The 24845-nt window shown below is 68.4% G+C and carries 22 protein-coding genes and 3 pseudogenes; 21 read left to right on the top strand and 4 right to left on the bottom strand.

What is annotated here, in order from left to right:
- Positions 1-79: 79 nt before the first annotated feature.
- Both nadE and QMO76_RS19085 read right to left on the bottom strand, forming a co-directional pair.
- Complete coding sequence (gene nadE, locus QMO76_RS19090; RefSeq protein ID WP_306362665.1) at positions 80-919, bottom strand: ammonia-dependent NAD(+) synthetase; 840 nt, start codon at positions 917-919, stop codon at positions 80-82.
- A gap of 10 nt (positions 920-929) precedes the next feature.
- Positions 930-1628, bottom strand: a complete 699-nt coding sequence (locus QMO76_RS19085) for a TetR/AcrR family transcriptional regulator (protein ID WP_306362664.1) — start codon at positions 1626-1628, stop codon at positions 930-932.
- A gap of 101 nt (positions 1629-1729) precedes the next feature.
- Here QMO76_RS19085 and QMO76_RS19080 point away from each other — a divergent pair, with 101 nt between their 5' ends.
- The 10 genes and pseudogenes from QMO76_RS19080 (at position 1730) to nrdF (ending at position 11567) form a co-directional block, all read left to right on the top strand.
- Positions 1730-2299 (top strand): NAD(P)H-dependent oxidoreductase, encoded by a 570-nt coding sequence (locus tag QMO76_RS19080; RefSeq protein ID WP_306362663.1) that lies wholly within the window; start codon positions 1730-1732, stop codon positions 2297-2299.
- A gap of 513 nt (positions 2300-2812) precedes the next feature.
- Positions 2813-3046, top strand: a complete 234-nt coding sequence (locus QMO76_RS19075) for a redoxin NrdH (protein WP_029927314.1) — start codon at positions 2813-2815, stop codon at positions 3044-3046.
- 76 nt (positions 3047-3122) lie between these two features.
- A complete protein-coding gene (gene nrdI / locus QMO76_RS19070; RefSeq protein ID WP_029927316.1) occupies positions 3123-3584 on the top strand; it encodes a class Ib ribonucleoside-diphosphate reductase assembly flavoprotein NrdI in 462 nt (153 codons plus the stop codon).
- 38 nt (positions 3585-3622) lie between these two features.
- Positions 3623-4120: pseudogene (locus tag QMO76_RS19065) on the top strand (ribonucleotide reductase N-terminal alpha domain-containing protein); the annotation flags it as partial.
- Between the two features lie 6 nt (positions 4121-4126).
- Positions 4127-5308, top strand: a pseudogene (locus QMO76_RS19060) (LAGLIDADG family homing endonuclease); the annotation flags it as partial.
- 24 nt (positions 5309-5332) lie between these two features.
- A pseudogene (nrdE, locus tag QMO76_RS19055) lies at positions 5333-6949 on the top strand (class 1b ribonucleoside-diphosphate reductase subunit alpha); the annotation flags it as partial.
- A gap of 98 nt (positions 6950-7047) precedes the next feature.
- The gene (locus QMO76_RS19050; protein ID WP_306362662.1) at positions 7048-7746 is read left to right on the top strand and encodes a DJ-1/PfpI family protein; all 699 of its coding nucleotides are present in this window, start codon (positions 7048-7050) and stop codon (positions 7744-7746) included.
- Positions 7747-7832: 86 nt separating this feature from the next.
- The gene (locus QMO76_RS19045) at positions 7833-8276 is read left to right on the top strand and encodes a MarR family winged helix-turn-helix transcriptional regulator (RefSeq protein ID WP_306362661.1); all 444 of its coding nucleotides are present in this window, start codon (positions 7833-7835) and stop codon (positions 8274-8276) included.
- 406 nt (positions 8277-8682) lie between these two features.
- Complete coding sequence (gene mgtE / locus QMO76_RS19040; protein WP_306362660.1) at positions 8683-10365, top strand: magnesium transporter; 1683 nt, start codon at positions 8683-8685, stop codon at positions 10363-10365.
- Between the two features lie 236 nt (positions 10366-10601).
- Positions 10602-11567, top strand: a complete 966-nt coding sequence (nrdF, locus tag QMO76_RS19035; RefSeq protein ID WP_244961326.1) for a class 1b ribonucleoside-diphosphate reductase subunit beta — start codon at positions 10602-10604, stop codon at positions 11565-11567.
- 200 nt (positions 11568-11767) lie between these two features.
- Here nrdF and QMO76_RS19030 read toward each other — a convergent pair whose 3' ends face one another.
- Positions 11768-12877: an iron-siderophore ABC transporter substrate-binding protein gene (locus tag QMO76_RS19030; protein WP_306362659.1), complete on the bottom strand. Its 1110-nt coding sequence runs from the start codon at positions 12875-12877 to the stop codon at positions 11768-11770.
- Positions 12878-13145: 268 nt separating this feature from the next.
- Here QMO76_RS19030 and ctaD point away from each other — a divergent pair, with 268 nt between their 5' ends.
- Positions 13146-14876 (top strand): cytochrome c oxidase subunit I, encoded by a 1731-nt coding sequence (gene ctaD, locus QMO76_RS19025; protein WP_306362658.1) that lies wholly within the window; start codon positions 13146-13148, stop codon positions 14874-14876.
- 88 nt (positions 14877-14964) lie between these two features.
- On the opposite strand, the gene QMO76_RS19020 is transcribed toward ctaD, so the two are convergent.
- Positions 14965-15591, bottom strand: coding sequence for a SagB/ThcOx family dehydrogenase (locus QMO76_RS19020; RefSeq protein ID WP_306362657.1), 627 nt, complete (start codon positions 15589-15591; stop codon positions 14965-14967).
- A gap of 143 nt (positions 15592-15734) precedes the next feature.
- Between QMO76_RS19020 and serB the strand changes: the two genes are divergently transcribed.
- The 10 genes from serB (at position 15735) to QMO76_RS18970 (ending at position 24843) form a co-directional block, all read left to right on the top strand.
- A complete protein-coding gene (gene serB, locus QMO76_RS19015; protein WP_306362656.1) occupies positions 15735-17036 on the top strand; it encodes a phosphoserine phosphatase SerB in 1302 nt (433 codons plus the stop codon).
- Positions 17037-17114: 78 nt separating this feature from the next.
- On the top strand, positions 17115-17594 hold the full coding sequence (locus QMO76_RS19010) for a protease inhibitor I42 family protein (RefSeq protein WP_306362655.1): 480 nt from the start codon (positions 17115-17117) through the stop codon (positions 17592-17594).
- A 93-nt stretch (positions 17595-17687) separates the two neighbouring features.
- Entirely contained in the window at positions 17688-18452 is a 765-nt protein-coding gene (locus QMO76_RS19005; protein WP_372342018.1) for a peptidyl-tRNA hydrolase, read from the top strand.
- 170 nt (positions 18453-18622) lie between these two features.
- A complete protein-coding gene (locus QMO76_RS19000) occupies positions 18623-18829 on the top strand; it encodes a hypothetical protein (RefSeq protein ID WP_306362653.1) in 207 nt (68 codons plus the stop codon).
- Between the two features lie 55 nt (positions 18830-18884).
- A complete protein-coding gene (locus QMO76_RS18995) occupies positions 18885-19718 on the top strand; it encodes an ABC transporter ATP-binding protein (RefSeq protein WP_282785336.1) in 834 nt (277 codons plus the stop codon).
- A 278-nt stretch (positions 19719-19996) separates the two neighbouring features.
- The gene (locus QMO76_RS18990; protein ID WP_306362652.1) at positions 19997-20440 is read left to right on the top strand and encodes a hypothetical protein; all 444 of its coding nucleotides are present in this window, start codon (positions 19997-19999) and stop codon (positions 20438-20440) included.
- A gap of 289 nt (positions 20441-20729) precedes the next feature.
- Positions 20730-21569, top strand: coding sequence for an NUDIX hydrolase (locus QMO76_RS18985; RefSeq protein WP_372342011.1), 840 nt, complete (start codon positions 20730-20732; stop codon positions 21567-21569).
- 245 nt (positions 21570-21814) lie between these two features.
- Complete coding sequence (locus QMO76_RS18980; RefSeq protein ID WP_306362651.1) at positions 21815-22780, top strand: DUF5996 family protein; 966 nt, start codon at positions 21815-21817, stop codon at positions 22778-22780.
- Between the two features lie 273 nt (positions 22781-23053).
- Positions 23054-23821 carry an enoyl-CoA hydratase-related protein gene (locus tag QMO76_RS18975; RefSeq protein ID WP_306362650.1) on the top strand — a complete coding sequence of 256 codons (768 nt, stop codon included), beginning with the start codon at positions 23054-23056 and terminating at the stop codon, positions 23819-23821.
- Between the two features lie 47 nt (positions 23822-23868).
- Positions 23869-24843: a class I SAM-dependent methyltransferase gene (locus QMO76_RS18970; protein ID WP_306362649.1), complete on the top strand. Its 975-nt coding sequence runs from the start codon at positions 23869-23871 to the stop codon at positions 24841-24843.
- The last annotated feature ends 2 nt before the right edge of the window (positions 24844-24845 follow it).

Raw genomic sequence — 24845 nt, 5'->3', positions numbered from 1 at the left:
TGGCGTCGAAATCCGCGTCGCTCACGCCGATCGAGAACGCGCCCGCTCCGAACCGAGTGGGGCGCGGCCCGATGTGCGGCTACTTCCACCAGGTGTCGAGCGGGGTCACCGGGACGGCGCGCTTGTGGCGGGTGTTGCGGAAGATCGTCTCGAGGCGCTGCGCCACCTCCGGGCCGACGTCCTTGCCCTCCAGGTAGTCGTCGATCTGGGCGTATGTCAGGCCCAGGGCCTCCTCGTCGGGGAGGGCGGGGCGGTCGTCCTCCAGATCGGCGGTGGGGACCTTCTGCCAGACGCTGGGCGGGGCGCCGAGTTCCTGGAGCAGGGCCGCGCCCTGGCGCTTGGTGAGGCCGGTGAGCGGGGTGATGTCCACGCCGCCGTCGCCGTACTTGGTGAAGAAGCCGGTGACCGCCTCGGCGGCGTGGTCGGTGCCTACCACCAGGAGGTTCAGCTGACCGGCGATGGCGTACTGGATGACCATGCGCTCGCGGGCCTTGATATTGCCGCGCACGAAATCCCGCAACCGGGTCTCGGCGTCGAGCAAACCCGCCACGCCGAGCGCGACCTCCTCGCCCACGGCGTCGGCGCTCGGCTTGACGTTCACCGCCACCGAGCGGTCCGGCTGGATGAACCGCAGCGCGGTCTGCGCGTCCTCCTCGTCGGCCTGCACCCCGTAGGGCAGCCGCACCGCCACGAAGGCGGCCTCGGCGCCCTCGGCGCGCAGCTCTTCGGCGGCGAGCTGGCACAGCCGCCCGGTCAGGGTGGAGTCCTGGCCGCCGCTGATGCCGAGCACGAATCCCACGGCGGGGGTGGAGCGCAGATAGTCCTTGAGGAAGTCGATGCGCCGCCGCACTTCGAGTTTCGGTTCGATGGTCGGTGCCACGCCCAGTTCGGCGATGATCTCGTCACGCAGGTTCCCCATTGCGCACACTCTACTGCGCGGCCGGGGCGGTGACCCGGCGGACGAGGGTCTCCCAGTAGTCGCCGATCTGCGCCAGCGTGTATCCGAGCGCGCGGGTCTGGTGCAGCACCAGGCCCGCGTCCAGCGCGGCCAGCAGCGTATCGGCGAGCAGCCAGCCGCCGCTGGCCACGTCGGCCTGCCGAAGCAGCAGCGCCACATGGGATCTGGTCACGTTGTAGGGGGCGCTGGCATAGCGGTCGGCGTCGAAGGACGCCTCCCGGCGCACATCGCCCTCCACCTCGATTCCGGCCAGCCGCGCCCGCCCGAAGGCGATGAGCCGCTCCACCGGCGGTGCGCCCGGTCCCAGTGGCGGCGGCCCGAACATGTACGCCGCCTGTAGCTTCTTCTCCGACTGGTCCAGCAGCGCGTGCATGAGCCCGGACCGGTTGCCGAACCGCCGGAAGACCGTGCCCTTGCCGACGCCCGCCCGCTTGGCGACCGCGTCCATGGTGACGGCTTCCGCCCCTTGCTCGCGCACCAGCGCCTCGGCGGCATCGAGCAGCAGCTGGCGGTTGCGGGCCGCGTCGCTGCGCTCGCCGTGCTCGGCGGTCGGCAGCGGGATGCCGCGCGGCAGCGACAGCGGCGTCCTGGGCTCGAGCGACAGCGGTTCGGAAGACAGCGATTCGGGCGGCAGCGGTTCGGGCTGCTGTGCCGGGGGCGTGTTACGCATCACGGTGCCCTTCTCGATACCCGGGAATTAATCCGGACCATGGTCCGGTTAGCCTGAGATGAACGTACCACCCACCGATCACCGCTCGAGGAGTGCCCGCCATGTCCCAGACCCGTCTGCTCGCTCTCGTCGGAAGCCTGCGTGCCGCCTCCATCAACCGCCGCCTCGCCGAGGCCGCCGCCAAGACGGCGCCCGAGGGTGTGGAGATCACCCTCTACGCGGGTCTCGCGGATATCCCTTTCTACAACGAAGATCTGGATGTCGAGGGCGAAGTGCCCGCCGCCGCGCAGGCGCTGCGTGACGCGATCGCCGCCGCCGACGGTCTGCTGCTGGTCACGCCCGAATACAACGGCACCCTCCCGGCCGTGCTGAAGAACGCCATCGACTGGGCCTCGCGCCCCTACGGCGCCGGTGCGATCAAGGGCAAGCCGACCGCCGTGGTCTCCGCGTCCATCAGCCAGAACGCCGCCAAGTGGGCGCACGGCGACGCCGTCAAGGCGCTGGGGATCGCGGGCGCATCCGTCGTGGAAGGCGCGCACCTGCACTTCGGCACCATCGGCAGCCGCTTCGTCGACGTCCACCCCGCCGATGACGCCGAGGCGCTGACCCAGCTGGCCGCGACCGTCGTCTCGTTGGCGGAATCGGCCGACGGCAACCTGGTCACCGCCTGACCGGCGCGTCACCGAACTCCCACGGGGCCACGGCTTTCGGAGCCGTGGCCCCGTCGTCCGCGGTGGGGTGCGAGCGCGCTGACGACACGCCGGGGCGGGTCTCGATTCGATGTCGGCCGCGTGACGGGACGGTGTTGCGACGCCCGTGCATCCGTGGTGTGCGTGTGACCCGCGTGATGGGTGTTATGCCTGATGAAGCAGCGTTTGCTGAGAATGTGCTAGTTGCCGAAATTGTGATCTCTGCCTCAGTCGTGTCGAGTTGCGAATTGAGTGTCCAGGTACTTACGGCACCGGAATTTCACCTTTGTGAGTCGCAACATGTCGTGTTGTGTGAATCTGTCGGCCACTAGGTGTAGTGTCTACAGCGCTGGAAAGCCACCCGAGATGAACAGTGGATCGGATCGGGTGACCAGGGGCTTCGGTTCCGCTTCCAGGGGTTTGCGCAGCTAGTACGTGGATGTTGTTTCAGTCGTGCACTGCATACGGATCGAAGGCGAGGAGAAGGGGACACCAATGACCATCACCGTGTACACGAAGCCTGCTTGTGTTCAGTGCAATGCCACCTACAAGGCGCTCGACAAGATCGGCGTCGACTACGACGTCGTCGACATCTCCGAGAACCCCGAAGCCCGCGACTACGTCATGGCCCTGGGCTACCTGCAGGCCCCCGTCGTCGTCGCCGGTGACGACCACTGGTCCGGCTTCCGCCCGGACCGCATCAAGGCGCTCGCCACCGTCGCGGCCTGAGCGGCCCCCCAGCGGCGTGCGGGGAAGCTCGCCGCTGGTCGCAGGTTCGCCCGATCGAACTGGGAAGGTGGCCGACATGTCCACCCAGACAGCCAATCTGGTCTACTTCTCGAGTGCGTCGGAGAACACGCACCGCTTCGTGGAGAAGCTGGGCCTCCCGGCGCTCCGCATACCACTGCATACCGCCGACTCGCTTCGCGTCGATGAACCCTACGTGCTGATCGTCCCCACTTACGGGGGCGGTCGGCACGTACTGGGTGGGAACCGATCCGAGAAGGAATTCGTGCCCCGGCAGGTGGCCAAATTCCTCAACGATCCCCACAACCGCGCCCTGCTGCGCGGCGTGATCGCGGCCGGCAATACGAACTTCGGCGATACGTACTGCTTTGCGGGAGAGGTGATCTCGCGCAAGGCGGGAGTGCCGTACCTGTATCGCTTCGAACTCATGGGAACTGCCGAGGACGTCGAGCGCGTCCGAGAGGGATTGGGATTGTTTTGGCAACGACAACAGCACCGGTCGGAAAGACTGCCCGCGTAGAGCGTCCGGTCAGCGGGGACTCCTCCACCACCGAGGGCCTGGACTACCACGCCCTCAACGCCATGCTGAACCTGTACGGCCCGGGTGGCGAGATCCAGTTCGACAAGGACCGCGAGGCCGCGCACCAGTACTTCCTGCAGCACGTCAACCAGAACACCGTCTTCTTCCACAATCTCGACGAGAAGCTCGACTACCTCATCGAGGAGAACTACTACGAGACGGAGGTGCTGGAGAAGTACAGCCGCGCCTTCATCAAGCAGCTGTTCCAGCAGGCGTACGCCAAGAAGTTCCGGTTCCCCACCTTCCTCGGCGCGTTCAAGTACTACACCTCGTACACGCTCAAGACCTTCGACGGCAAGCGCTACCTGGAGCGCTTCGAGGATCGCGTGTGCATGGTCGCGCTGACCCTGGCCGACGGAGACGAGATCCTGGCCTCGGAACTGGTCGAGGAGATCATGGAGGGCCGCTTCCAGCCCGCCACCCCGACCTTCCTCAACTCGGGCAAGAAGCAGCGCGGCGAGCCGGTATCCTGCTTCCCTGCCGGAACCCCGGTGGACACCATTGACGGTCCGCGAGCCATCGAGACGCTGCGCCCTGGGGACCGGGTGCTCTCCCACGACGGGACCTACGCCGCGGTGGAGGCGGTCGTCGAGAACCCGAACGATCAAGCGCTGGTGTCGCTTTCCCATTTCGGTCACAAGGAGCCCATTCGATGCACGCCTGAGCATCCGATCCTCGTGTGGACCACGCGAGACGTCGATACACTGATCGACGGTGACGGCGCCGACCCTTTCAACGGATTCGTGTGGCTCGCCGCCCAGGATGTCCATCCTTCGGACTTCATTGTCACTGCCGCGCCCCTGGAAGTGCGTGAGCGGCGAACGCACGACCTGATGAACCACGTCGGGGAAGGGACCTTCGAAGAGGTCGACGGCCTGATTCGCAAGGTGAATGTCGATGCGAAGCATCGGAACAAGCAACGGCACCGGCAGGGATTCGTGGCGGTCAACCGTTATGTCGAGGAGTCCTACGAACTCGGCCTCATCCTGGGATGGTACGTCGCGGAGGGGCACGTCTCGAGGCGAACCGGCAGCACGGTTCCGAACGGCGTCCATTTCACTCTCGGTGCGCATGAGACCGCGTATCAGGAGGAGCTTTCGGCTGCATTCAAGCAGGTGTTCGCCGTCGATCTCAGTGCGCACGCGAACCAGTCCGATCATTCGGTTCGCATGGTGTGCAACAGCAAGATCGTGGCCTCGCTGATGCTGTCCCTGGCCGGAACCGGATACAGCACAAAGCGGCTGACTCATGATGTCCTGACAGCGAACGAGGACTTTCAGCGTGGACTCCTCGCCGGTTTGTATCGTGGAGACGGCTGTTGCACCAACGGTGGGCTCGTGCTGGATCTGGTGAATCCCGAACTGGTGGACCAGGTACAGCTGATTCTTCGGCGTTTGGGGATCGTTTCGACAGTGCGCCGGTATGCGAATCAGGCGGGCAACGACACCGGCCAGGTGTTCGTTCCGGGTGTGCCGGGCGTGAACGAAGACTTCATCCTCGATGTAGGCAAGAATCTGCACAACTACGTGGGTCGCAAGGGCACGAAGCGGACAACGTACCAGGTTGTGCACGGGCGGCATGTGTACGGTATCCGGGAAATCGCGCGAACCGAGGAAACTCCGGAGCAGGTCTACAACCTGCATGTGGAAGGAACCCACACCTACGCTATTCGCGGCACGGTGGTGCACAATTGCTTCCTGCTGCGCATCGAGGACAATATGGAGTCCATCGGGCGCTCCATCAACTCCGCCCTGCAGCTGTCCAAGCGCGGCGGCGGAGTCGCGTTGCTGCTCAGCAATATTCGTGAGGCCGGCGCTCCGATCAAGAAGATCGAGAACCAGTCCTCGGGCGTCATCCCGATCATGAAGCTGCTGGAGGACTCGTTCTCCTACGCCAACCAGCTCGGTGCGCGCCAGGGCGCGGGTGCGGTGTACCTGCACGCCCACCACCCCGACATCTACCGCTTCCTCGACACCAAGCGGGAGAACGCGGACGAGAAGATCCGCATCAAGACGCTGTCGCTGGGCGTGGTGATCCCGGACATCACCTTCGAGCTGGCGAAGAAGAACGAGGACATGTACCTGTTCTCGCCGTACGACGTGGAGCGCATCTACGGCGTGCCGTTCGCCGACATCAATGTCACCGAGAAGTACTACGAGATGGTCGACGACAAGCGCATCCGCAAGTCGAAGATCAAGGCGCGCGAGTTCTTCCAGACCATCGCCGAGCTGCAGTTCGAGTCCGGCTACCCGTACATCATGTACGAGGACACGGTGAACCGGTCGAACCCGATCAAGGGCAAGATCACCCACTCCAACCTGTGCTCGGAGATCCTCCAGGTCTCCACGCCCTCGGAGTTCAACGACGATCTCTCGTATTCCAAGGTGGGCAAGGACATCTCCTGCAACCTGGGATCGCTGAACATCGCCAAGACCATGGACTCGCCGGACTTCGGCAAGACCGTGGAGACCGCCATTCGCGCGCTCACCGCGGTGTCGGATCAGACGCACATCCACTCGGTGCCGTCGATCGAGCAGGGCAACAACGAATCCCACGCCATCGGCCTCGGCCAGATGAACCTGCACGGCTACCTGGCGCGCGAGCGCGTCTACTACGGTTCCGAAGAGGGCGTCGACTTCACGAACATCTACTTCTACACCATCGCCTACCACGCGGTGCGGGCGTCGAATCTCATCGCCAAGGAACGCGGCACGTACTTCGGCGGCTTCCCGGAGTCCAAATACGCCTCGGGCGAGTACTTCGACAAGTACACCGAGCAGGCGTGGGAGCCCAAGACCGAGCGGGTGCGCCAGATCTTCGCCGACGCGGACGTGCACATCCCCACCCAGGACGACTGGCGCGAACTGAAGGCGTCGGTCATGCAGTACGGCATCTACAACCAGAACCTGCAGGCCGTGCCGCCGACCGGCTCCATCTCCTACATCAACCACTCCACCAGCTCGATCCACCCGATCGCCTCCAAGATCGAGATCCGCAAGGAAGGCAAGATCGGCCGCGTCTACTACCCGGCCCCCTACCTCACCAACGACAATCTCGACTACTTCGAGGACGCCTACGACATCGGCTACGAGAAGGTCATCGACACCTACGCCGCCGCCACCCAGCACGTGGACCAGGGCCTGTCGCTGACGCTGTTCTTCAAGGACAGCGCCACCACCCGCGACGTCAACAAGGCCCAGATCTACGCCTGGCGCAAGGGCATCAAGACCCTCTACTACATCCGCATCCGCCAGATGGCCCTGGAGGGCACCGAAGTCGAGGGCTGCGTGAGCTGCATGCTCTGAGCCGAGCGACGAGCCGAGGGCGCTTCCGGTACGCGAACCGGGAGCGCCCTCGGCGTTTCTAACCGGGGAACGGCGTCGGTGCTGACACCATCTCTGCCGTGACCGATGGGACGCGGCGAATTGGGATTCTGCTGTTCAACGGTGTCGAGGAGCTGGATTTCGCGGGGCCCTGGGAGGTCCTCGCCTTCTGGACGAAGCTGTGTCCGGAGGACGGCTGGGAGGTGTTCACCTTCTCGCGGCACGGGGAGAGCGTCGAATCCGCCAAGGGACTGAAGGTGATTCCCGACTGCTCCCTGGCCGACGCGCCGCCCATGGACGTCGTGGTGTTCCCCGGGGGCAAGGGCACCCGGTGGATGCTGCGGGACGACGCCGTGCTCGCCTGTGTGCGCCGGTTCCGGGACAAGATCCCGCTCGTCACCAGCGTGTGCACCGGATCGCTGGTACTGGCCGCCGCCGGGCTGCTGCACGGGCGACCGGCGACCACGCACTGGCTGTCCATGGACGTGCTGGCGCAGCTGGACCCGACCATCGACGTGCGGCGTGACGAACGGTTCGTCGACGACGGCGACATCATCACCGCCGCCGGTGTGTCCGCGGGGATCGACATGGCCCTCCATCTGGTGCAGCGGCTGGCGGGCAAGGAGCGCGCCCAATGGGTGCGCCGCGGCATCCAGTACGACCCCGATCCGCCGACCGGCACCGAGTGGCCGGACGGCGCGGACTGGGAGATCGGCTCGGTCGACCCGACCGCCGAATCCCGCGCCGACACCGGCCAGCTCGCCCGGCTGGTCCGCTGAGAACACCAGCGGGGGCGGCTGTTCCGTGATCCGGCGAGAATGTTGGCAAGACCAACAATGAAGGCACGGTGGTCTAGGCTGAGTTCGTGGATCCCCGCACCGCGCCGCGCCGACTGCGTTCGCTGCCGACCTGGCTGCTCGCTCGGAGCGCCGCTCAGGGGCAGCGGATCGTCGGCGAACGGCTGAGCTCCGCCGATGTCGCGCACCGCTACCACTTCTCGCTGCTGGCGGCGCTCGACGAAGCCGGGCCGACCAGTCAGGCCGAACTCGGGCGTCGTATCGGACTCGACCGCAGTGATGTCACCGCCGCCATCACCGATCTGGAGCGCGGCGGATACGTCGAACGCGCCCCCGATACCCGGGACCGCCGCCGGAATCTGGTGCACCTCACCGATTCCGGCCGCCGCCACCTCGACACGCTCGACACCCTCGTCCGCACCGCCCAGGCCGAACTCCTGGCTCCCCTCACCGGCGAGGAGCAACGCCACCTCATCCGCCTGCTCCGCACCATCGTCGACCACCACGCCTGACCGCGAGCGGAATCGGCGGTGCGAGCATCCGCGCGATGCCGCCGCCTGCGCGGCCCGCGCACTGCCCCGCATCGTCGGCCACGGTCCGGTCCCCGTCGCCGCGGTGGCGTGTCGCTGCCCACATGTGGCCTGTGGGTTAGGCCGGTTTGTCCGTGGGTTGTATTCTGCACGAGGATGATTTTTGCGCTCGCAATATGGCGAGTGGTCTCTGACGGTGCACGGCGACGATGGAGGAGGTGGGTTGCATGCGCAGCGAACCCCCCAGTCGAAGGCCGCGCGGCGCCGTCCCCTCGTTCCGCGGATAGGGCAGTAGGACTGCCGCGGTCGGGTCGGTGCCTCGCGGTGTGAAACCAGGTGTATGCCCTCGTTCACCCCCTTTACTCGCCTGCCCGGCCGAGGTTCCGTCATGACGCAGACAGATCTGCACGTCGCTCCGTCGACGTTGCCCGCATTCACCCCGCTGACCGATCGCGAGGCGGTATCGCCCCCGTGCGCGTCGGCGGCGCCCTACCGCGACCCGGCGCCGACCCACCGCGATACGGCGCGGCCGGGTCGTGAGACCGCGCTGCCCGACCGCGAAGCCGCATCGCTCGGCAGCGACCTCGCGCTGCCCGGTCGCGCGCACATGCGGGCCGCATCCGACGGCATGCTGCCCGACCGCGAGAACGGTCCCCGCACCGGCGAGAACGGATCGGAATACGCTGCCGCGCAAGATGTTCCGGCGCAGCAGTCCGCCTCCGCGCACGAGGACGACCGCGCGCCCTATGTCCCGCTGCGCGATATCGTCGACCCCCATCGCGTCGGCCCCACCCTGGAGTGGCTGGACGATCACGCCCCGCACGTGATCGCCGACGAACTCGCCCGCATGGACGCCGTGACCGCCGGGATGGTGTTCCGGCTGCTCGACAAGGACCGTGCCCTCGACGTCTTCGAGGAGCTGGAACCCGTTGACCAGCAGCAGATTCTGAGCGGGCTGCGAGACGAGCGCTTCCGGGAGCTGGTCGAGGAGATGGATCCCGACGACCGCGCCCGCATGCTGCGCGAGGCCCCCGCCAAGGTCGCCAAGAAGGTGCTGGCCGGCCTCAGCCCGCGCGAACGGCGCATGACCGCGCAGCTGCTCGGCTACCCCGAGGGGTCCGTCGGCTACTACATGACGCCGGAAGTCGTTGCGCTGCCGCGTAATCTGCCGGTCGTGCAGGCGCTGCAGTGGGTGCGCACCAAGGGCGGCAACGCCGAGACCGTCTACACCCTGCCGGTGGTGGACGGCGGCCGCCGCATCATCGGCGTGGTGGAACTGCGCGATCTGGTGCTCTCCTCCCCGGACGCCATGATCGCCGATCTGGTGGCGGCCGAACCGGTGTTCGTGCGCGCCACCGACTCGGCGGAGAAGGCCGCCCGCCTCATGCAGGGGGCCAATCTCATCAACCTGCCGGTGGTGGACAGCGAGGACCGTCTCGTCGGCCTGCTCACCATCGACGACGCCATCGAGGTCATCGAGGCCGCCGACTCCGAGGACGTGGCCCGCCAGGCCGGTGCCGCGCCCTGGGAGGGGCACTACATGGCGGCGGGCGTCTTCCAGCTGGCGCGCTACCGCGCCATGTGGCTGACGCTGCTGCTGGTGGCGGCCACCCTGACGGTCTCGGTCACCGACCTGTTCGAGGGCACCCTCGAACAGGCCGCGCATCTGGCGCTGTTCATCCCGCTGATCATCGGTGCGGGCGGCAATGCCGGCGCGCAGGCCGCCACCTCCTGTGTGCGCGCGGTGGCGGTGGGTGAGGTGCGGGGCTCGGATCTGTTCCGGGTGGTGTGGCGCGAATGCCGGGTGGGGCTGCTGCTCGGCACCATGCTGGCGCTGATCGGCGTGGTGATCGGCGGACTCTTCGTCGGCATGGAAATCGCCGCGGTGGTGGGGATTACGCTGGTGCTCATCTGCGCGTGGGCGGCCACCATCGGCGGCACCATGCCGCTGCTGGCCAAGAAGCTGCGCATCGACCCCGCGGTCATCTCGGCCCCGATGGTCACCACCCTGGTGGACGCGACCGGGCTGATCATCTACTTCAGCACCGCCAAGCTGGTGCTGGGCATCTGAGCGCCCGGCATCCGATCGGCAAACCTTCGGGCGGTCCCGCCGATAGCCGCCCGAAGGTGCTGTGACAGAGTGCACGGGTGGCCGCTCGGCTATCACCCCAGGACACCGAACGACACAACACCTTGTGCTGTAATACTTTGTCCGCCACAAGTAGTAGTGTCCAGGGCAAGAGAATCCGGTGAGCTGGGAAGGGTGAGTGAACGGGCGTGACCTCTGAGACGCATACGACGATGCGTGTGACCAAGGTGATCGATCGGGTGTCGGCGATCAACTGGAACCGCGTGCCCGACGAGAAGGATGCGGAGGTCTGGGACCGACTGACGGGCAACTTCTGGCTGCCCGAGAAGGTACCCGTCTCCAATGACATTCCGTCGTGGAACACGCTGACCCCCCACGAGAAGCAGCTGACCATGCGGGTCTTCACCGGCCTCACGCTGCTCGACACCATCCAGGGCACGGTCGGCGCGGTGAGTCTCATCCCGGACGCGCTCACCCCGCACGAGGAGGCGGTGCTCACCAATATCGCCTTCATGGAGTCGGTGCACGCCAAGAGCTACAGCTCCATCTTCTCCACGCTGTGCTCCACCCGGGAGATCGACGACGCCTTCCGCTGGTCGGAGGAGAATCCCAATCTTCAGCGCAAGGCGCAGATCGTCATGGACTACTACCAGGGCGACGATCCGCTCAAGCGCAAGGTGGCCTCCACCCTGCTGGAGAGCTTCCTGTTCTACTCCGGCTTCTATCTGCCCATGTACTGGTCCTCGCGGGCCAAGCTCACCAACACCGCGGACCTGATCCGCCTCATCATCCGCGACGAGGCCGTGCACGGGTACTACATCGGCTACAAGTACCAGAAGGGCCTGGAGCAGGTCTCCCAGGCCGAACAGGACGAGCTCAAGTCCTACACCTTCGAGCTGCTGTTCGAGCTGTACGAGAACGAGGTCGAGTACACCCAGGATCTCTACGACGAGGTCGGCCTGACCGAGGACGTCAAGAAGTTCCTGCGCTACAACGCCAACAAGGCGCTGATGAACCTCGGCTACGAGGGTCTGTTCCCCAAGGACGAGTGCGATGTGAACCCGGCCATCCTGTCGGCGCTGTCGCCCAATGCCGACGAGAACCACGACTTCTTCTCGGGCTCGGGTTCGAGCTACGTGATCGGCAAGGCCGTCAACACCGAGGACGAGGACTGGGAGTTCTAGAGCTCGCCCGCCTCTCCGGGTATTCAGCGGGCGGCTGAGTGCCGTGATGGGTCGGGCACCCGTGCCGGCGGATGGGAGCCGACCCGATGCTGGGCGTCCCCGGTGAGTTACCCCGATCCTCGCGAAATCAGTTGTTGCGTCACGTAGTCGAGGGTGTGCCTGGTGCCGGATGGTGAATCCATCCGGCACCACGGGCGAGGTCAGTCGGTCACGTAGCCGTTGAGGGTGTTGCGGATGTCCTCCAGCAGGGCCCGCGCCGCGGTCACGCCGCTGCCGTGCCAGATCACGTCGTCGACGGCGAAAGTGCGTTTGTCGGCGACCGCGGCGAGTTCCTTCCAGTCGTCGCCGCGCATGAGCGATTCGCCGAAGTCACGACCCTCGGGCCCGTCGAACATGACGTAGATTAGGTCGCCCTCCACCTTGTCCCGATTCTCCTGGGACGCCACATCCGCCAGTTCGAAGGTCGCGCCGCGCTGTGCGGTCGGCCGCTGCACCCCCGCATCGCCCAGCACCTGTCCGGCGAAGCTGTCCCCGCCGAGCACCTGGAGGTCGTCGGCGCGGAAGCGCACCACCGACGCCTGGGTCAGGCTGGCGGCCACCGCGTTTCCGGTGTCGCGGGCCGCGGTGCGGTAGTCGGCGAGCACCTGGTCGGCGGCCCGCTCCCGGCCCAGCGCCGCGGCGATCTCCGAGAACTGCCGCTGCCAGCCGCCGTCGCCGGAGACCAGGACGGTGGGCGCGATGCCGCGCAGCGCATCGTAGTTCGCGCCGTCGGTCGAGCCGCCGACGATCACGTCCGGATCCAGCGCGGCGATCCGCGCGGGGTCGGGCGTGCCGACCATGCCGACCGCGGGGATCTCGGAGATGCCGGTACCCAGGTAGGCGGGCTGGGGTGTGGGACCGGTGACGGTGGCCGCGCCGACCACCCGCTCCCACAGCCCCAGCGCGCAGATCGCGTCCAGGGCCGGGGTGGAGATCACCACGATGCGTCGCGGATCGGCGGGCACCTCGACGGTTCCGGTGGTGGTGTCCACGGACCTCGACTCGCCCGCGGCCGGGTCGGCGGTGGTGGGCAGCGCGCACGCGGTACGGGTATCGCGCTCCAGGCCGACCACACCCGCGCCCGCGATATTCGTGGTGGTGCGCACGATGGCGCTGGAGGTGTCGTCGGCCGGTTCGGCACAACCTGTCAACAGACCGGTCGGCAGCGCCGCGGCGGCGGCCAGTGCCACCCCCCAGATGCGCAGCCGCCGCGCGGGAGCGGGGGAGGAGGCGAACGGGTTTCGGGTGGAAGCGGACTCGCGCACCGACATGCGGAGGAGCGTACATGCGCGGAACAGCGGGCCCAATCGCGACGCTCTGGCCAGCACGAAGATTCGACGGCGCGCCCACCGCCGCCACGCCGCGATTCGACCGCCCCCAGGGGAAATACGACAGAGAGTAGGACCGGCCGCGACCGCTGCGACAGCACGGTTTACGATTCACAACAGCGCAAGCCACCCGTCGTTCGCGTGTGCGTGAAAACGCCGACGCCGGAAGCAACCGCGACGAACGACCAGAAGGCACCTGTCAGGAGGTTCAGTGACTGCCGTAGAGCCACGCCCAGTCCATGAAGTGGAAGCGGCTCGGCCATACCCGCCCCGTGTGGGTCCCAAGGGTTCGTTCATCTACAAGATGGTCACCACGACAGACCCGAAGACACTCGGCGTCATGTACCTGGTGACGGCGATGTCCTTCTTCCTCATCGGCGGCCTGATGGCCCTGCTGATGCGCGCCGAGCTCGCCCGTCCGGGCCTGCAGTTCCTGTCGCCGGAACAGTTCAACCAGCTGTTCACCATGCACGGCACCATCATGCTGCTGTTCTACGCGACCGCGATCGTGTTCGGCTTCGCCAACATCATCCTGCCGTTGCAGATCGGCGCACCCGACGTCGCCTTCCCGCGCCTGAACTCGTTCAGCTACTGGCTGTACCTGTTCGGCGGCACCATGGCGACCGCGGGCTTCATCACCCCCGGTGGCGCGGCCGACTTCGGCTGGACCGCCTACACCCCGCTGTCGGACATCGTGCACTCGCCCGGCGTCGGCGCGGACCTGTGGATCCTGGGTCTGGCGGTGTCCGGTCTGGGCACCATCCTCGGTGGCGTCAACATGATCACCACGGTGGTCTGCCTGCGCTGCCCGGGTATGACCCTGTTCCGCATGCCGATCTTCACCTGGAACATCCTGGTGACCGCGGTGCTGGTGCTGCTGGCCTTCCCGCTGCTGACCGCCGCGCTCATGGCGCTGGCCTACGACCGGCACCTCGGCGGCCACATCTACGACCCGGCCTCCGGTGGCACGCTGCTCTACCAGCACCTGTTCTGGTTCTTCGGGCATCCCGAGGTGTACATCATCGCGCTGCCGTTCTTCGGCATCGTGTCGGAGATCTTCCCGGTGTTCAGCCGCAAGCCGATCTTCGGCTACACCACGCTGGTGTACGCGACGCTGGGCATCGCCGCGCTGTCCATCGCGGTGTGGGCGCACCACATGTACGCCACCGGCGCGGTGCTGCTGCCGTTCTTCTCGTTCATGACCTTCCTCATCGCCGTGCCCACCGGCGTGAAGTTCTTCAACTGGATCGGCACCATGTGGCGAGGGCAGCTGACCTTCGAATCACCCATGCTGTTCTCGGTGGGCTTCCTGGTGACCTTCCTCTTCGGTGGTCTGTCCGGCGTCCTGCTGGCCTCGCCGCCGATGGACTTCCACGTGTCCGACACCTATTTCGTGGTGGCGCACTTCCACTACGTGCTGTTCGGCACCATCGTGTTCGCCACCTACGCGGGCATCTACTTCTGGTTCCCCAAGATGACCGGCCGCATGCTGGACGAACGGCTCGCCAAGTGGCACTTCTGGGCCACTTTCGTCGGCTTCCACACCACCTTCCTGGTGCAGCACTGGCTGGGCAACGAGGGCATGCCGCGTCGCTACGCCGACTACCTGCCCACCGACGGGTTCACCACGCTGAACACCATCTCCACCATCGGCGCCTTCATCCTGGGCGCGTCGATGCTGCCGTTCATCTGGAACGTCTTCAAGTCCTACCGCTACGGCGAGGTGGTGACGGTGGACGATCCGTGGGGCTACGGCAACTCCCTGGAGTGGGCGACCTCGTGCCCGCCGCCGCGGCACAACTTCTACGAGCTGCCGCGCATCCGCTCCGAGCGCCCGGCGTTCGAGCTGCACTACCCGCACATGATCGACCGCATGCGCGCGGAGGCACACGTGGGCTGGGGCGGCAAGGCGCACACCGTCAAGGAGACGGCGAAGGTCTGACCCCGCAGCCAGCGAGACCGTAACGCGGCGGCCGTCCCCGGACGGCCGCCGTGTTCGCGTTGCGGCGGCGGCCCCGCCGAGCGCGGCCTCACTCTCGCTGCGCCGCCGCCCGTCCGACCGCGAGCAGTCCGCGTAGCCGGTGATTCGCCGGCACCAGTTCCGGATGGGTTGCGGTGAGGCGTGTCTCGTCGAAGCCGCCGACGAAGACCGCGCCGAGGTCCAGCGCCGTCGCCTGTAGGCACATGTTCTGCACGGCGTGCCCGACCTCCATATCGGCGTAGCGTTCCCCGCGCCGACCCGTCGGCGGCTGCTCGGCGAAATGCGCTCGCACCCGGTCGATGTCGACCGCGACCGCCACCACCAGCGCGGCGTCGCGCAGCCAGGGCTGCGGGCCGAACGCGGCCTCGGCCAGCGCGGCCCGCACCTCGCGGTCACCGGTGCGGACGAGGCCGTGCGACTGCGGCACATACTCGTAGACGCCGGGATCCAGGCCGTCCACCCGGCTCACGGCCACGCGCAGCGCGACCGGATACAGCGCTCCCGCCGACGGCACCGTGCGGCCCGTCCCCGCTACACCCTGCCCGGACCACAGCAGGTCGGCCAGCGCCGCGCGCGCGACCGGGTCGGGGGTGAACTCGCGCACCGTCCGCCGCCGCGCGAGGATATCCGGCAGCGACCCCGGTGCGCCGGGATCGGGATCGGGCAATCTCCACATCGGGCGATCGTATTGCGGGCGGCGCGTGCGTGATACCCACCACCGGGGCCGTGGTCGGCGCGGGCCGTCGGAGAGGGACCTGGAAGAATGAGCGGGCCCGTCGCGTGCCGACGGTCAGGTCATACGCGAGAACGGAGTTTCGATTGAGCACGTCTGACACGACGGTTCTGGTCACGGTCACCGGACCCGACAAGCCGGGCGTGACGTCGGTGCTGCTCGCGGCACTGGCGAACAACTCCGTGAGCCTGCTCGACGTGGAGCAGGTCGTCATCCGCGGCCGCCTGACCCTGGGGGTGCTGGTGACGTGTCCCAGCGATCCGGAGGCCCTGCAGGATCAGCTCGAGGACGCCATGGCCACCGTCGGCATGCATGTCGACGTGGAGATCGGCGCGAACAACGTCTCGGGCGCGAAGCTGTCCACCCACGCCGTGGTGGTGCTCGGCAGCCCGGTCACCGCGCGCGCCTTCGGGGCCATCTCGCGGGAACTGGCCGGGCAGGGCGTCAATATCGACTCCATTCGCGGTATCGCCGACTATCCGGTGACCGGGCTGGAACTCATGGTGACGGTGCCGTCCGCGGACGCCGTGGCGGTGCCGATCGGCGGCGCGGGCCGACCGGCCGTGGTCGAGTCGGCGTCCGACGCGGTCGACACCGGCATGGCGGAGACGCGGCTGCGCACCGGGCTGGCCGCGGTGGCCGTGAAGGCGGGCGTGGATGTGGCGGTCGAGCGCGCGGGCCTGGCGCGCCGCTCCAAGCGGCTCGTCGTCTTCGACGTGGACTCCACCCTCATCCAGGGCGAGGTCATCGAGATGCTGGCCGCGCACGCGGGCGTCGAGGACGAGGTCCGCCAGGTCACCGAGGCCGCCATGCGCGGCGAGATCGACTTCGCCGAATCGCTGCGCCAGCGGGTGGCGACGCTGGCCGGGCTGGACGCCGCGGTGATCGACGAGGTCGCCGACCGCATCGAACTCACCCCCGGTGCGCGCACCACCATTCGCACGCTGCGCCGCATCGGCTTCCGCTGCGGCGTGGTCTCCGGCGGCTTCCGCCAGGTCATCGAACCGCTCGCGCACGAGCTGGAACTCGATTTCGTGCAGGCCAATACGCTCGAGATCGTCGACGGCAAGCTCACCGGCAAGGTGGTGGGCGATATCGTCGACCGCGCCGCCAAGGCGGTGGCGCTGCGGCGCTTCGCCGCCGAGGCCGGTGTGGCCATGGAGCAGACCGTCGCGGTGGGCGACGGCGCCAACGACATCGACATGCTCAACGCCGCCGGGCTGGGCATCGCCTTCCAGGCCAAGCCCGCACTGCGCGAGGTGGCGGACGCGGCGCTGTCGCATCCGTACCTGGACGCGATCCTGTTCATTCTCGGCGTCACCCGCGACGAGGTGGAGGCGGCCGACGCCCGCGACGGAATGCTGCGCCGGGTACCGCTCAACAGCTGACGCGCCCGCGTCGGTTCAACAGCTGACGCGCCCGCGTCGGTAGCCGGTATGCCAGGGATTCGCCAGTAGGCTCGCGTCATGCGTAGCCTCCTGCCGATAGTGGCGCTCGGCCTGGTACTCGTCGGCTGTTCCACCGAGTCCGGCGACTCCGACCCGGCAGCGACCACGGCGCAGCGCACCACCGCGCCGAGCACCGCCGCGGCGTCCACCACCGCGCCCGATCCCGCGCCGAGTCCGGTCACGGTCGACGAGTCGGCGAACGGCACCGAACTGGACCTGCTGACCGGGCAGCGGCTGCTGGTGCGGCTGCCGTCCAATCCGTCCACCGGAGCGTCCTGGGCGATGGTGCGACTCGATCAGGACATCCTGCTCCAGGACGGCGAGCCGGACTACCGAGCGGATCCGGGCCCCGCCATGCCCGGCAAGGGCGGCACCGAGACGTGGGCGTTCCGCGCGGAGCGGCCGGGGACCGCCACCCTCGAACTGGTCTACGCCCGGTCGTGGGAGGAACCCTCCGACACGGATCAGCGCTTCACGCTCACCGTGCGCGTCCCGTAGTCCCGTCCCGGCACATCGACAATGCACTCGAGGGAAATGCGCTCGACGGACGGCGAGTTGGCGGTGCCGGGCATTCTCGAGCAGAGTGGATCGGTGACCGAAGATGTGTGCGATATCGAATCAGCATCCGGATTCGCGGAATTCGCGGTGCGGCACGCGGAATTGGCGCGCGGTTACGGCGGCGCGGGCGATCCCGACGATCCGGCGCTGGTCCAGGCCATGCAACTGGTATTGCATATCCCGAAGGCCGATCCGCCCCGCCGTGCCGCCGTGTTGGCCGCTGCCGCCGCCGCGACGGTCGCGCTGTGTCTCGACGAACGGGTGGGGCCGGACGGGCCGTGGGCGGACCGGTATCTGGCGTGGCAGCGGGCGCGGATCCGCAAGGTCGCTCGCCGGGCCCGCGGCGCGCACTGGCTGGCCGCCCAGGAGGTGGACGGGGTGACCGTGGATCTCGACGGGGCGCAGGCGCGGGCCCTGGTGCCAGGACCCGTCGGTTCGATCGACGCGCGGATCAAGCGCCTGCAGATCGGCGGCACCGAACTGCCCCTCGACGAACCCGGCGATCTCGACGACAGGTATCCGGTGCTATGGGTGAACGCCGAATTGGGTATGTCCGTGGGTAAGGCCGCCGCGCAGGTGGGACACGCGAGCATGCTGCTCGCCGGGGCTCTGCCCGTGCAGCGGGTGTACGCCTGGTCCGAGTGCGGTTTCCGCTGCGCGGTGGCGGACGCCGATCCCGATCGCTGGGCACGGCTGCGACAGCGCGTGGCCGAGGGCGGTGCGATCGCCGTCCGCGATGCCGGATTCACCGAGGTGGCTCCGGGGTCGATGACGGTGATCGCGGTGCCGGGACGGTGACGGAACATCGCCGCGCGGAGGGACGTTGAATCGTTGCGCGATTGCCGCGCCGATGTCCCAGCGATGAACCGAATGGTCTCCACACTGGCCTATGTGTGCTGCCGGTATCGACTTCGCCGTACCGCTGGGCAAGGATCGGGGCACGAGTTTCCGCGGGAGGAAACACGGAGATGACTACTCTGCTGGTGATTCTTATCGTGTGGGTGCTGCTGTCCATTCCGGCGGCGCTGATTCTGGCACGCATGTTCCGCCGACCGCGCATCGACCGGCGGCCGTCGGAATTCGACGGCCTGGAAATGCGGGAACGTGCGCAACGCTGGGAATTCGACCGTCCCGCCGACGAATTCGACCGCGATCGGCGGCCCAGCGGACTGTGACACGCGCCCGGTGATCGCCCACCACGTTGACGCGCGGCGTGGGGCGTGAGACAAGATGGAGCCCGTGCCGCAACCGGATCCCGATCTGCTCATCGACTTCAACGACGTCACCGTCCGACGTTCCGGTCACACCCTCGTCGGGCCGGTCACCTGGCAGGTGGAACTCGACGAACGCTGGGTGGTGCTCGGCCCCAACGGCGCCGGGAAGACCTCATTGCTCCGCATGGCCGCCGCCGAGATGTATCCCACCTCGGGGACGGCGAACCTGCTGGGGGAGGTGCTCGGCCGGGTCGACATCAGCGAGCTACGCCCCCGCATCGGACTCTCCTCGGCGGCCGTGGCCAGCCGGGTCCCGCTCGACGAGAAGGTGTCGGACCTGGTGGTCTCGGCCGGATACGCGGTCATGGGCCGCTGGCGGGAGCGCTACGACGACATGGACACCGACCGTGCCGTCGACGTGCTGGAAAGCCTGGGCGCCGAACACCTTTCCGACCGCGCCTACGGCACCCTCTCCGAGGGCGAACGCAAGCGGGTGCTCATCGCCCGCGCGCTCATGGCCGATCCGGAACTGCTTCTGCTCGACGAACCCGCCGCCGGTCTGGACCTGGGCGGCCGGGAGGAACTGGTGGAACGCCTGGGCGACCTGGCCGCCGACCCCGACGCGCCCGCCACCGTGCTGGTCACCCACCACGTCGAGGAGATTCCGCCGGGCTTCACGCACGGCATGCTCCTCAACGAGGGCGCGGTGATCGCGCAGGGACTGCTCGAGGATGTGCTCACCGCCGACAACCTCAGCGAGGCCTTCCGCCAGTCCATCACCCTCGATCGCATCGACGGCCGCTACTTCGCGCGCCGCAGTCAGCGCTTCGGGCGGCACCGCACCCGCTGAGTGGTCGGCGGGTGACGCCTCACGTGTGCGTTTCACTTGCTCCGATTCGGTTACGCGGCTGGTGAATCGGTGTCATGCTCACGGCGTTCGGGGCATTCGTCCGATTCGGTGACGAGTGTTCGCTGCGCCGCGAACCTCCCGGCGGGCAAACTGTCCGCAACATGATCGGGGCGCGTCGAACAGGGTGGGCAGCGCGCAATGCCCCGCTTTCCATCCCGGGGCGAACACTCAGCGCGGTGCGGCGGCCGGAGGTCGGGTCGCGGACGGAGGGAGCAGCGTTGCGTCGAACTCTCGTCTCGGTGGTGCTCGCCGTTGTCCTCCTGGGTGCTGCCGCATGCGTGGCGAATCCGCCGCCACCCCAGCGGGCCACGGCCACCGCGACACCCGCGGGCGTCGCCACGGCCACGCTGCCGGTCACGCTCGCCGGCAAGACCGTGCGGGTGCGCTACGACTCCGGCCCCGCGGTGACACTCGCGTTCGCCGCGGACGCCGCATCCGTGATCCGCCGCGGCGCGGATCGGTCAGCCACCACCGTCCCGGCCACCGTGGTCGCCCTCGAGGCCGGGGTCTTCCTGGTGACCTGGACCGAAGCCGACGGCATCGCGAGCCAGGTCCAGGACTTCCGCACCGGCGCGGTGCACGGCACCTGGGCGCACCGCCCCGATCCCGACGCGCCGTACACGATCGAAACGCGCACCGGCACCGTACGGCTGTCCGGCTGAGGCCCGACCGGCGTGGAGCGACCCCGCACCGACCTTGTGCGAGCAGGTACCGACCTTGTGCGAGCAGGCTGACCGAGCAGGTGCAACCGGGTGGTTCGGCAGGTCCGGTGCCAATCGGCGCTGTATGACCGGCCGCGAAACCGATCGGCCGCCATGCGACCGGCCGATTGGCGACCGGCTCGGTGTCGGTCCGGCCGGATGCCCGGTTCGGTGTTGTGTGGCTGGTCGACCGGGTGCCGGATCGGCACCGCCCTGTCGCGCCGACCTAGCAAACGTTAGGGTGCGGAGTGTGAGCGAGACAGTTGCGCGCGGCGAGCAGCCGATCGCGGTGCCGGTCCGGGACGCCTCCACGGTCATGCTGGTGCGAGACGGCGCGAACGGACCCGAGGTCTTCCTGCAGCGCCGGGTGAGCGCCATGGCGTTCGCGCCCGGGATGACCGTCTTCCCGGGCGGCGGGGTGGACGCCACCGACGCCGCCGTGGCGCTGGACTGGGCCGGACCCGAACCCGCCTGGTGGGCGGCGCGTTTCGGGGGCGCCGACGCGGCACGGGCGCAGGCGCTGGTCTGCGCCGCGGTGCGCGAGACGTTCGAGGAGTGCGGGGTGCTGCTGGCCGGGCCGACCGCCGACACCGTGGTGGCCGATACCGCCGTCTACGCCGAGACGCGCGGCCGGCTGGAGCGTCGCGAACTGTCCTTCGCCGAATTCCTCACCCGCGAGCGGCTGGTGCTGCGCGCCGACCTGCTGCGACCGTGGGCGAACTGGATCACCCCCGAGGTGGAGTCGCGCCGCTACGACACCCACTTCTTCGTGGCGGTGCTGCCCGAGGGGCAGCAGGCCGACGACGCCACCTCCGAGGCGGAGGTCGTCACCTGGTCCACCCCCGCCGAGGCCATCGAACGCTGGCGGTCCGGTCTGGACGTGCTGCTCCCGCCCACCTGGTCGCAGCTGGTCGCCCTGGCCGAATTCGGCTCCACCGCCGACATTCTCGCGGCCACCCCCGTGATCGAACCGATCATGCCGGTCTACGACCCGGAGTCGGGCGGCCCCACCCTGGCCTTCCCGAACGCCGCACGCTACTTCTCCGACCTGCCCGCGGGTGCACGCCTGCGCGGATCCCAGCGGCCCTGAGCGCGGCGGTGCTTCGGCGGCGGGCCTCGAGTCCAGCGGATTTCGGCGGTCGTGAGCGCAGCGGATTTCGGCGGTCGCGAGGGCGGTGCGTCTCAGCGGTCCCGGGCGCGACCACGCAAACCCCGGCGGCGTAGGCCGAGGGCGTCGTGATCGGCCGAGCGTCCGGAGGCCGCGGTGCCCGGGGTTACCCTGAGCTTGCTGATTTCGTGCATATCCGGCGAACGCCCGACGAGAGGTGCGTACCGATGGCCATGACCGACCCGCTGCCCGCGATTCCACTCGCATCCTGGCGGCCCACCAAGGAGACGCTGCACCGCTACCTCCAGATCGTCGGCAAGGTGGCGCTGGAGCGCGGGATTCGCCGAAACCATTGGTGGCATATGACATTCCGGCCCACCGCGCGCGGTTGGACCACGGTTCCGCTCGGTTCGGCCCGCACCGGACCGGTCTTCACCTGCGCCTTCGACTTCTTCGATCACGAACTGCGCATCGAGACCGATCACGGTCGGCGCGCTGCGGTGCCGCTGGCGGGGCGGTCGGTGGCGAGCTTCTACACCGAGGTGATGGCGGCCCTGCGCGCCGCCGACATCGACTGCGCACTGCCCAATCCGACCCCCTTCGACCTGCCCGATCACGGCCGCCCCTTCGACGAGGACACCGAGCACGCCGACTACGACCCGGAGCGGGCGCGGCACGCCTTCCTGGTGTACAGCCAGGTCGGCCGGATCCTGGAGGAGTTCAGCGCCGCCTTCTCCGGAAAGATCAGCCCGGTGCAGGTCTTCTGGCACACCTTCGACATCGCGGTGCAGCGCTTCGCGCCCCGGCAGATCGAGATGCCCGCGAGCGTGGATCCGGTGACCCGCGAGGCGTATTCGCGCGAGGTGATCAGCGCCGGATTCTGGTTCGGCGACGACAAGGTCCCCGAACCGACCTTCTACTCCTACGTCGCCCCCGAACCCGACGGGCTGACCGACGCCGAACCGCGCCCGGCCAAGGCCCGCTGGGTGCCCTCGGGTTCGGCCCACGCCGCCTACTACGCCTACGACGAGGCCCGCGCCACCGCCGACCCGGTGGGCGCGGCCCTGGAGTTCTACCAGTTCGTCTACGGCCGCGGCGCGGAATTGGCGGGCTGGGACGCCCCCGCCCTGACCTGCTGGGGCGGCATTACCGACCCGGTGCTGCGCGAGCAGGACCCCCGCTGGGCCGACTGACCACCGCCCGGTGCTCGGCGGCCGGGCGGGCGGCCCGGGGCGGCTCGGCGCGTCTCGGGACGGCTCGGAGTGGCTCAGGCGTCTCGGCGTGGCGTGGCTCGGGCTTGGCGCGTCTCGGAGCGGCGCGTCTCGGGACGGCTCGGGGAGGCTCGGCGCGGCGTGGCTCGCCGCGTCTCCGCGCGGGACGGCTCGGCCCGGGTGGTGTTCGTGGAGTACCCGCACCGCCGCATCCGGCATGGAGCACGGTGTCGCGCGGCAGTACGCTGGCCCGCTGTGGCCGAATTCGTAACCGTGGACCGGGGTGTGGCGGAGGGGATCGCCGTCATCCGAATCGCACGTCCGCCCATGAATCTGATCGATCTCCAGGTCGCGCTGGAGGTGGCGAGCGCCGCGGACGGGCTCGCGACGGACGAGAGTGTGCGGGCCGTGGTGCTCTACGGCGATGAGCGGGTGTTCTCGGCGGGGGACGAGCTGACCGAACTGGCCGGGCTCTCCGCCGCACAGGCGGCCGCCATGGCCGCGGACTTCCAGCGGGCGCTGGGCGCGCTGGCGCGGCTGCCGCAGCCGACGGTGGCCGCCATCAGCGGGTACGCGCTGGGAGCTGGGCTGGAATTGGCGCTGGGCGCGGATCGGCGGATCATCGGCGACAATGTGAAGCTCGGCCTGCCGCAGATCAAGGCGGGGTTGATCCCGCTGGCGGGGATCCGGCGGCTGAGCCTGCTCATCGGCCCGGCGGCGGCCAAGGATCTGGTCTACACCGGCCGTTTCGTCGATCCGGAGGAGGCTGCCTCGCTCGGCCTCGTCGACGAGGTCGTCGCCCCCGACGATGTGTTCGAGGCCGCCGTCGGCTGGGCACGGCGGTTCAGCACGGGTCCGGCCAAGGCCCTCGCGGCCGCCAAGCGGGTCTTCGAGGCGGGCACGCACGGCCACGATCGCGCCCGCGCGGAATGGGCGGAGCTGTTCGACACCGAAGATCGGCGGATAGGAACGAGTTCCTATTTGGCGGCCGGTCCGGACGCGGCCCGATTCGTGGGCGGATGACCGGGCCGATCAGCGGGCTCGCCTGGTGATTCATTAGGCTGCCCTGCATGACTGCTCGTCCTGACGATCCAGCGCCGAACCCGCACGCCACCGAGGCCGAGGTCCAGGCCGCGCTGACCGACAACAAGCTCGCCCAGGTGCTGTATCACGACTGGGAAGCCGAGACGTACGACGACAAGTGGTCCATCTCCTACGACGAGCGCTGCATCGAGTACGCGCGCGGCCGATTCGACGCCGTGGTCCCGGATGCCCCCCTGCCGTACGACCGGGCGCTCGAGCTCGGCTGCGGCACCGGCTTCTTCCTGCTGAACCTGATGCAGTCCGGGATCGCGAAGGCCGGCTCGGTCACCGACCTGTCGCCCGGCATGGTGAAGGTCGCGACGCGCAACGGCCGCAACCTCGGCCTGGATGTGGACGGCCGGGTCGCCGACGCCGAGACCATCCCGTACGAGGACGACACCTTCGACCTGGTGGTCGGCCACGCCGTGCTGCATCACATTCCGGATGTGGAGCTGGCGCTGAAGGAGTGCCTGCGGGTGCTGAAGCCGGGCGGTCGTTTCGTCTTCGCGGGTGAGCCGACCACCATCGGCAACCTCTACGCCCGCAAGCTGGGCCAGGTCACCTGGAAGCTCACCACCGAGGTCACCAAGCTGCCGTTCCTGCGGGACTGGCGGCGTCCGCAGGAGGAACTGGACGAGTCCTCGCGCGCGGCCGCCCTGGAGGCCGTGGTCGATCTGCACACCTTCGATCCCACCGATCTGGAGGGCATCGCCCGCCGCGCGGGCGCGGTGGACGTACAGGCCAAGACCGAGGAGTTCGCCGCCGCGCTGTGGGGCTGGCCGGTGCGCACCTTCGAGGCCGCCGTGCCCGCCGAGAAGCTGACCTGGCGCTACCGCATGGCGCAGTACAAGGCGTGGCTGGGGTTGTCCAAGCTGGACGAGAGGGTGCTGCGCCACGTGGTGCCGCGACAGTTCTTCTACAACGTCATGATCACCGGCGTGAAGCCCGGCGGCTCCAAGTAGCC

It is taken from the genome of Nocardia sp. CC227C, assembly GCF_030767025.1.
GTDB lineage: Bacteria > Actinomycetota > Actinomycetes > Mycobacteriales > Mycobacteriaceae > Nocardia.
This window is presented reverse-complemented; position numbering and strand designations above follow the sequence as displayed.